The sequence below is a fragment of the Acidisphaera sp. L21 genome, from assembly GCF_009765685.1.
In the GTDB taxonomy this organism is placed as follows: domain Bacteria; phylum Pseudomonadota; class Alphaproteobacteria; order Acetobacterales; family Acetobacteraceae; genus LMUY01.
The window spans coordinates 7,849-15,434 of the sequence record NZ_LMUY01000047.1; the positions used below are offsets into that span (position 1 = coordinate 7,849).

At 63.6% G+C, this 7,586-nt stretch carries 8 protein-coding genes; 5 read left to right on the forward strand and 3 right to left on the reverse strand.

The features are described 5' to 3' along the window. A partial coding sequence (locus GSQ76_RS10680) for an ABC transporter substrate-binding protein (RefSeq protein WP_158743900.1) occupies positions 1-723 on the reverse strand: 723 nt, incomplete at its 3' end. Between the two features lie 346 nt (positions 724-1,069). Here GSQ76_RS10680 and GSQ76_RS10685 point away from each other — a divergent pair. The 4 genes from GSQ76_RS10685 (at position 1,070) to GSQ76_RS10700 (ending at position 3,937) form a co-directional block, all read left to right on the forward strand. Continuing rightward, positions 1,070-1,477, forward strand: a complete 408-nt coding sequence (locus tag GSQ76_RS10685; protein WP_158743901.1) for a lyase family protein — start codon at positions 1,070-1,072, stop codon at positions 1,475-1,477. A 134-nt stretch (positions 1,478-1,611) separates the two neighbouring features. Beyond that, a complete protein-coding gene (locus tag GSQ76_RS10690) occupies positions 1,612-2,016 on the forward strand; it encodes a hypothetical protein (RefSeq protein WP_158743902.1) in 405 nt (134 codons plus the stop codon). A 32-nt stretch (positions 2,017-2,048) separates the two neighbouring features. Beyond that, complete coding sequence (gene dctA, locus GSQ76_RS10695) at positions 2,049-3,377, forward strand: C4-dicarboxylate transporter DctA (RefSeq protein WP_158743903.1); 1,329 nt, start codon at positions 2,049-2,051, stop codon at positions 3,375-3,377. A 137-nt stretch (positions 3,378-3,514) separates the two neighbouring features. Beyond that, the gene (locus tag GSQ76_RS10700) at positions 3,515-3,937 is read left to right on the forward strand and encodes a hypothetical protein (protein ID WP_158743904.1); all 423 of its coding nucleotides are present in this window, start codon (positions 3,515-3,517) and stop codon (positions 3,935-3,937) included. A gap of 6 nt (positions 3,938-3,943) precedes the next feature. On the opposite strand, the gene GSQ76_RS10705 is transcribed toward GSQ76_RS10700, so the two are convergent. Both GSQ76_RS10705 and GSQ76_RS10710 read right to left on the reverse strand, forming a co-directional pair. Next, on the reverse strand, positions 3,944-5,314 hold the full coding sequence (locus GSQ76_RS10705; RefSeq protein ID WP_158743905.1) for an FAD-binding oxidoreductase: 1,371 nt from the start codon (positions 5,312-5,314) through the stop codon (positions 3,944-3,946). A 54-nt stretch (positions 5,315-5,368) separates the two neighbouring features. Further along, entirely contained in the window at positions 5,369-6,379 is a 1,011-nt protein-coding gene (locus tag GSQ76_RS10710; protein ID WP_158743906.1) for a 1-aminocyclopropane-1-carboxylate deaminase, read from the reverse strand. A 99-nt stretch (positions 6,380-6,478) separates the two neighbouring features. Here GSQ76_RS10710 and GSQ76_RS10715 point away from each other — a divergent pair, with 99 nt between their 5' ends. Continuing rightward, complete coding sequence (locus GSQ76_RS10715; RefSeq protein WP_158743907.1) at positions 6,479-6,997, forward strand: Lrp/AsnC family transcriptional regulator; 519 nt, start codon at positions 6,479-6,481, stop codon at positions 6,995-6,997. Positions 6,998-7,586 lie beyond the last annotated feature (589 nt).

Consider the following 7,586-nt stretch of genomic DNA (forward strand, 5'->3'; position numbering starts at 1 on the left):
GCGCTGCTTGGCGAGCGCCTCCAGATACGCCATGCCCTTTTCCTTGCCGTAGGTCATCAGCACATTGCCGATGAAGCCCGGCGGACCGGAGGCGCTCGGGGAGTCCGTCCAGGCAAGTTTGCCCTTCCATTTTGGGTCCAGCAGATCTTCCAGCGTGCGCGGAACGTCGGAGTCCTTCACCGCGTCAGTGTTAATCGATGGCGTCGCGATCTGAATGATATTGGCGGTCCACAACCCGTCCGGATCCTTGAACTCCGCCGGAAAGTTTGCTGCCGCTTCCGGGCGGTAACTAGCGACCAACCCCGCTGCCTGTAGCGGAAACGAAGTGACGCCGCCGTCGAACAGGTCGCCCTTGACGCTGCCGGCGCGGGCCTCTGTTGACAACCGTATCGCGGTTTCCTGCCAGGGTGCTCCGACATAGCGGACTTTGATCCCGGGGTAGCGCGCCTCGAACGCCTGGATCATCGGCCGCACGATCTGGGTCACGACCAGCGTCGTATACCAGGTAACACTGCCCTCCTTCTCCGCCGCTGCGATCAATTTGGGATCTAATGCGCGGGCCGGCGAGGTCAGCACAGGTGTGGTCAAGGTCACCCCGGCGGCCATCAGCAATGCACGGCGGCCAAGACGAGATGAATGGGACACGAAGCATTTCTCCGCATTGTTGTTTGTGTCGGCTTTGCGCCGATTGGAGTGCGCTTTTTTAGTCCGAGGCAGGTGCATCGACAATCAGCGGCGAACGGCGACCGTGTTTGTTCGATAGCCGAACATCCATGCGCCGCGCCATAGGCTAGGCATTGGGCCTTCAGCAATTGGCCATGCATGTGCGTTACCCGAGGTGACCCGGCCCGTGCCGATCGTCGACATTCTGTGCCACCAACACCAGCGCATCGCCCCGTGCCGCAACCCGGCCTGCAACTGGGCCAGTGCGGCATGGGCGGCATGGGCGGCATTGGAAGTGCAGGGCAGCAGGTTGCGCCGCCGCATGGTATAGAACTCCCGCACCGAGGCCGACGATGGCAACAAGCCGGGCGGCAAGCGCCCACTGAACTACTTGCAATTGGAGCCGTTGCCGATCGCTCGCGCCGGGCTGGACGTGACACGCATGCATTCCGGCCGCAGCCGGCAGAACATCCTGGCCACTACGCGGCGAGAAATGATGCGCGGACGGGCGCTCGCCTTCATGGCCGCGCTGAACGCCGCCCACGCCGACCTGTTGGAACAGGCGGTGCGGCGTCGGGACGCGATCATCCCTGCCTATACCAACAGCATGCGGGCCCAGCCCACCAACTTCGGCCACCTGATGCTCGCCGATGACGCCGCTCTCGCCCGCGACGGGGAGCGGTTGCGCCAGGGCTATGCCCGGCTAGACCAATCACCTCTCGGCGCTGCCGCGCTCGGCACATCCAGCTTTCCGGTCGACCGCCCGCGCCTCGCCGACCTGCTGGGCTTCGCTGCCGTGGCCGAAAACAGCTAGGCCGCCAATCAGATCGCTCCCCTCGATACCGAGGCGGATTTGGCGATGATCGGCAGCATCTTCGCCGCCACCGCCGGGCAGGGCGGCTTGGTCCTGGACTAAGCGGACCGCTCGATTGGTCCACCACCACGAAGTTGGCCGACACGCTGCAGCGCGAGGCAGACGTGCCGTTCCGCCTCAGGCACCGCTTCGCCTTCGATCTGGTGACCTGGGGCCGGGCGCACAACGCTACTCCCGCGACGATCCCGTATACCGAGGCGCAGGTCATGTACACCCAAGCCGCCAAGGAAACCGGGCAGGAGTCGACCACCCTACCGCTGAGCGAGGATCGGTTCCACGCCGTGCTGGGCGCCCGCAACATGGGTGATTCCGCCAAGGGCGTTGGCGGTTCGCAGCCGGCCGAGCTAGCGCGCATGCTGACAGAGGCCCAGGATTCGCTCGCCACAGATCAGGCTTGGTTAACCGCCCGCCGTGCGGCATTACAGCAGGCAGATGTCAAATTGGACGCAGCGTTCAACGCGCTGCTGCCTAGCCCATAGCGGGCTATGTGAGTTTGGGTAAGGGAACCAAGATGAGTGCAAGTAGCCTGGGCCACCGTCGGGCCTGGTACAAGACGTTGTATATCCAGGTCCTGATCGCGATCGTGGCAGGCGTCGTGCTTGGCAGCGTCGCGCCAGAGACAGCCAAGTCGATGAAATGGCTCGGCGATGCGTTCGTTTCCCTCATCCGCATGATGATCGCACCGGTGGTGTTCTGCACCATCGTGAACGGCATCGCCTCGATGGGGGATCTGCGCAAGGCCGGTCGCGTCGGCATCAAGGCGCTGGTCTATTTCGAGGTCGTGTCCACCCTGGCCCTGCTGGTCGGCGTCGTCGTGGCGGAGATCGTGCATCCTGGCGCCGGGTTCGGGGCGGATGTGAAGACGTTGAACCCAGCCGCCGTCGCCAGCTACGCCAACGCTGCCGCCAAGGACAGCGTCGTCGCGCATATCGTGGGGATCATCCCCAACAGCTATCTCGGCGCCATCGTTGGCGGTGACCTGCTGCAGACCCTGCTGGTGGCAATCCTGACCGGCGTGGTGATCGCCGGGCTGGGCGAGCATGCCGCACCGGCGGCGCGGGTGGTGGAAACCTTGGGTCGCATCTTCTTCGGCATTATCGGTATCGTCGTGAAAGTGGCGCCGCTGGGTGCGTTCGGCGCCATGGCGTTCACCATCGGCCAATATGGCCTGGCCAGCCTGGGCAATTTGGCGGGGCTGGTGGCGACGTTCTATCTGACCAGCGCGCTGTTCGTGATCATCGTGCTGGGGCTGATCGCCCGTTTCACCGGATTCTCGATCTTCCGGTTCATCGCCTACATCAAGGACGAGCTGCTGATCGTGCTGGGCACCTCATCCTCCGAGACGGTGCTACCGCAGATCATGCTGAAGATGGAGCGGTTGGGCGCGTCCAAATCGGTCGTAGGGCTGGTGATCCCGACCGGCTACAGCTTCAACCTGGACGGCACCAACATCTACATGACGCTGACCACCCTGTTCCTGGCGCAGGCGGTCGGGGCGCATCTGAGTTTCGGCCAATATGTCACGATCATTCTGGTGGCGATGCTGACGTCGAAGGGCGCCTCCGGCGTAACCGGCGCGGGCTTCATCACCCTGGCGGCGACGTTGGCGGCCATTCCGGACAGTCCAGTGCCAGTGGCGGCAATGACGCTGGTTCTGGGCATCGATAAGTTCATGAGCGAATGCCGGGCGCTCACCAACCTAGTCGGTGATGGCGTGGCCACCATTGTTGTCAGCGCATGGGAAGGGGAGTTGGATCGCGAGAAGATGCGTTTCGCTCTGGCGAACCCAAACGCTGTAGGCGAGGCAGTGGAGGCCGAGCCGCTAGACCACGCCATCTAACAACCCCGCGGCAACGAGCTTTGGTCGTGTCGTCATTCATTTGGATGACGACACGACCACACTCCTCGCGCAACAATCCCCGCGGCAGGCCGAGCCGTACGCCCGGCCATTATCTTCGGACAAGCTGAGGGGGTTTTATGATGTCTCGTATCGCCGTGTCGTCGGTCATGCTTGCCGCCGCATTGATCGCTGGTTGCGCGCAACAAAGTTCGGCACCCGCCGCCAGCGTCGCTGCAGCCCCTGCGGCACCCGTCGCAAGCGCGATGCCGGCGGGTAGTTTTGACGGCAATTACTGGAACAAAAACGGTGCCATGGGGACTGGATCGCAGTGTAACACCACTCGTTTCGGCTACCGTTTGACGGTAAAAAATGGCCAGGCTTCGATGCGGAGCGCAACAGCCGGCGTGTTGTCGGGCCCGGTCTCACCTGATGGCACAATACAGATTCAGAGCGGCAACAACTCGCTCAATGGGAAGATCACCGATAATAAGTTTGTCGGAGATCTCTCGATGGGCCGCACCGGTAACTGCCATTTCCCGCTGGACTACACCAAATCCTAGCGGCAGCTATAGTTTGCTCCTGCTCGCCTGCCCACGCAGCGCGGCGACCATCACTGGGTCGTCGTAGCGCCCAAGGCCGAACCCGGTCGCGTAGCCAGGCAGCACCACGCCCGCCACGGCAGCCGCGCAGATAGCGCCAGCGGCCGTGGCGCTCATGGTGCCGAACCCCGATAGGGCTCCAGCCATGAACGCACCCGGCGTTTGCATTCGGCCGATCAGCGGCCAGTTCTCCGGTGTCATCGCGTAGTAGCCGCCATAATGCCGGGCGCCTCGCGGCAGGCGCCCAATGTAGGCCGACAGTGCTGGGCTCAATCGGCTAGCCGCACGTAGCAGCACATCGGGGAAGTATGGGTCGATCGGCGGCTCGGCGGCCCCGGGGTCGGACGGAGTGGTGTTGTACGCCCAGCCGAGCTTGATCCATCGGCCGCCATCTCCGCCATCGGGCCGACGGTGGATCCCGCCGGGCATGGGCTGCAATAGCGTGGCACCGGCGGGGTCGGCGGCAAGCTCGGCCCGCTCGTCCTCCGTCCAAGGGAGTTCCAGCTCGTCCAGATCGATCGTGAATGGCAGCGATCGCGGGATCGCGCCCTCCCGATCCTCGAACGAGATCTTCTGTTGAAACACGCAGGTGACCGGTAGCGTCTCGCCCAGCATCGCCGCGACCTGGGCGAAGAACGGCCCCGCGGCATTGACGACACGGTCGGCCCGCAGATTGGAAGTCCCGCCATCCAGCGCCAGCGTGAACGCCGTGCCGCGGTCGATCCCGGTCACCGCCGCCCGGCGCACTTTGCCGCCGGCAGCCCGGATCGCCTCAAGCATGAACTGCCCCAATTGTTGGCCGCTCATGTCGCCAGCGCGGCGAATGTGCAGGATCGTCGCGACCTTCGGCGCTAGACTTGGAAAGTGGGTCTGGATCAGGGCGCGATCCAGCAGCACATCCACACCGTCTGGGGCCGCGGTCCACTCGCTGGAGGTCGCCGGCTGATATCCCGCCCCGGCGCTTTCGTGGAATCGGATGCGGCCTGCAGCGGCGTCGCCGTAACCGCCCTGTAGCTCCTGGATCAGGTCTTCCGGCGCCGCCCGCCGCGTTGCCAGGGCGTAGCCGCGCCGCGTCATGTGGATGCGGTTGTCGCTGGCCCGGGCGATCTGCTCCAGTAGATCCGTAGCATGGTCGGTGAACGCGGTCATCACCGGGTGTGGCCACCAGTTTCGGTAATTCTCACCAGATTGGGCGGAGGTCATGCCCATCGGGTCGCCCGCATCCACCAGCACGATGTTCGTCAGGCCATGGTCCACGACGAGGTAATACGCCACGGCGATGCCGACGATGCCGGCGCCGATGATGGCGATGTCGGTCGACTCTGGCGCCTCTGTCATGCGAATCCCGTCCAACCCGGCGGCAGCACCATGCCGCCACCGGGGCGCGCGGGTCTAGCCGTTGCGGAAGGTGTAGCTGTAGCCGTTCAGTGCCGGCGCGCCACCAAGATGGGCGTAAAGCACCTTCGAGCCCCGGGCGAAGTAGCCTTTCTGCACCAGGTCGATCATCCCTTGCATGGATTTCCCCTCATAGACCGGGTCGGTGATCATGCCCTCCAACCGGGCGGATAGGCGGATCGCCTCCACCGTCTCCTTCGAGGGCACGCCGTAGACCGGGTAAGCGTAATCTTCCAGCAGCACCACGTCGTCCGCGACGATGGCGGGCTGGCCAATCAGCTCGGCGGTCTTTTGCGCGATGTCCAGCACCTGTGCGCGGGTCTGTGCCGGGGTGAAGGAGGCATCGATGCCGATGACGTTGCGCGCCCGTCCATCCGCCGCGAAGCCGACCACCATGCCCGCATGCGTCGACCCGGTGACGGTGCAGACGATGATGTAGTCGAAATGGACGCCCATCTCGGCCTCCTGCGCGCGCACTTCCTCGGCAAACCCGACATAGCCCAGGCCGCCGAACTTGTGGACGGAGGCGCCCGCGGGAATGGCGTAGGGCTTGCCGCCCTGGGCCTTCACGTTCTCCAGGGCCTTCGTCCAGCTTTCGCGGATCCCGATGTCGAAACCCTCATCGACCAACTGCGTCTCCGCGCCCATGATGCGGGACAGCAGGATATTGCCGACACGGTCGTACACCGCGTCCTCATGCGGCACCCAGCTTTCCTGGATCAGCACGCACTTCATGCCGATCTTGGCCGCCACCGCCGCCACCATGCGGGTGTGGTTGGACTGCACGCCGCCAATCGACACCAGTGTGTCGGCGTTGCTGGCGATTGCGTCGGGCACGATATACTCAAGCTTGCGCAGCTTGTTACCGCCGAACGCGAGGCCGGAGTTGCAGTCGTCCCGCTTGGCGTAGATCTCCACGTCCCCACCCAGATGGGCCGTTAGCCGCGACAGCTTCTCGATCGGCGTCGGGCCGAAGGTGAGGGGATAGCGTTCGAATTTAGACAACATAAGCTTCAGCTCCGCGAAATGATGGAGCGGAGACTATCAGCAACACCGTGAAACGTGCTCTCAATCTACGGGCTATTTCTGCTTTAGGGCCTGCACGTAATGTCGGTTGCGCCGCTGAAATCATCACAGAAACCTAATTTAGCGGAAGATCCTTTCACCGCAGGGCTCGACCGCACCGATATTCGGATCCTCCGCTTGCTTCAGGCCGATGGCCGCCTCGGCAATGCGGAGATCGCAAAGCGAGTGAACACTAGCGCTGCCACCTGCCATCGTCGCATCCAGCGCCTTTTCGCGGAGGGCTATCTCAGCGGTGTGCGTGCCCTGGTCGATCCTCACAAAGTGGGCCGTGGCTCCCTCGTCATGGTCGGCGTAGTGCTGGATCGCTCCACCCCCGAAAGCTTCGCCACGTTCGAGGCCGCGGCCCAAGCGATGCCGATGATCCTCGACTGCCACTTGGTGGCTGGGGATTTCGACTACTTTCTCAAGATCCGCGTGCGCGATATGGCCGACTTCAACCGCCTGCATGGTGAGAAGCTGATCGCGCTGCCCGGCGTGCGCCAAACCCGGACTTTTTTCGTGATGAAGGAGGTCGTCGACAACGCACCGCTCAGCCTATGACTTTGCGGCTTTGATGCCACAGCCATAGCGTCCGATGCGCCGCAGTCTTCAAACTCGACTCGACTCCTGTCCCGTGTTCCGCATACGTTCTTAATATGCGCCACATTGTTCCACTGGCCCTTTTCGGCCTAGCCGCGATGCTCCTCAGCAGCGCCGCCCATGCAACGGAACGGCGGAGTGCGTTTTTCCAGGCGAGCGCCAAGACGTTGGTGCAACAGCACATTTATCATCGCGAACCCCGGGCAGGGCCGCGCTGCGGCACGGAGGTTGCGCGCGGCACGGCCTGCCTGGGCCGCAGTGGCCTGGTGATTTGGCGCTAGCGGGTCAGTTCGGACACCACGGCCTCAGCCACAAAGTTACGGTAAACGGCCTCGCCGACTCTTACCTCTAGCAGCAGGACACCAAGATCTAAAACCTCTGCTATGTGATCGCCTCATATGCTGCAGCGCAGCAAATGGATTCGGCGGTGCATTAACTTCTGGTCGTTGCCGGCGGGTTAGCGTTGATCCCGAGCCGCCGCTGCCCGTCCCAAGACCGCACTCCAGTCATGAACGATACCCAGCCGAGTGCGGCACCCGCATGCCTCAGA

Coding starts and splice junctions, on each gene's coding strand:
- GSQ76_RS10710 (WP_158743906.1), bottom strand. CDS start 6,379: ATGTTGTCTAAATTCGAACGCTATCCCCTCACCTTCGGCCCGACGCCG.
- GSQ76_RS10715 (WP_158743907.1), top strand. CDS start 6,479: ATGTCGGTTGCGCCGCTGAAATCATCACAGAAACCTAATTTAGCGGAA.
- GSQ76_RS10700 (WP_158743904.1), top strand. CDS start 3,515: ATGATGTCTCGTATCGCCGTGTCGTCGGTCATGCTTGCCGCCGCATTG.
- dctA (WP_158743903.1), top strand. CDS start 2,049: ATGAGTGCAAGTAGCCTGGGCCACCGTCGGGCCTGGTACAAGACGTTG.
- GSQ76_RS10705 (WP_158743905.1), bottom strand. CDS start 5,314: ATGACAGAGGCGCCAGAGTCGACCGACATCGCCATCATCGGCGCCGGC.